Below are 482 nucleotides of genomic sequence, written 5' to 3'. Positions count from 1 at the left end.
TCGGGAAGACGGCAAGTGCGAAGTTTGTCAGTCAGGAACTGGAGTCTACCTCGCAGAAGTACGACGTTCCGTGCGAAGTCGAGTATATCAACTGCGAAGTGACGGACACACAGTATCGCGTGCTCGCGCAACTCGCGAACAAATTCATCGAGAAGAACATCGAACGAATCGAGGCAGAACAGGACCGCCTCGACGAGATGCGCACGCGGGCGACAGAAGACCCGAACGCGCTCGCCGATACGCCCTATGACTCCATCGCCGAGATAAACGAGCGCGAGGAGGAACTCGCCGTCGACGCCGACGAGATGGAGACCGTTCCGATGACGGGATGGCCGACAGACCGTGTCTATACGACGTTCTTCGACGCCGTCGATTACAAAGAGCGCGTGGTCGTCATCATGCTCGACGAAATCGACAAACTCGTCGAAAAATCGGGCGACGACACGCTCTATAATCTCTCGCGGATGAACTCGGAACTCGAC

At 56.6% G+C, this 482-nt stretch carries 1 pseudogene; it reads left to right on the top strand.

Features of this window, described 5'->3' with window-relative positions:
- Positions 1-482: pseudogene (locus tag D3D02_RS19305) on the top strand (cell division control protein Cdc6); the annotation flags it as partial.

This window comes from Halobellus sp. Atlit-38R (assembly GCF_003665925.1).
Taxonomy (GTDB): Archaea; Halobacteriota; Halobacteria; order Halobacteriales; family Haloferacaceae; genus Haloquadratum; species Haloquadratum inordinatus.
This window is presented reverse-complemented; position numbering and strand designations above follow the sequence as displayed.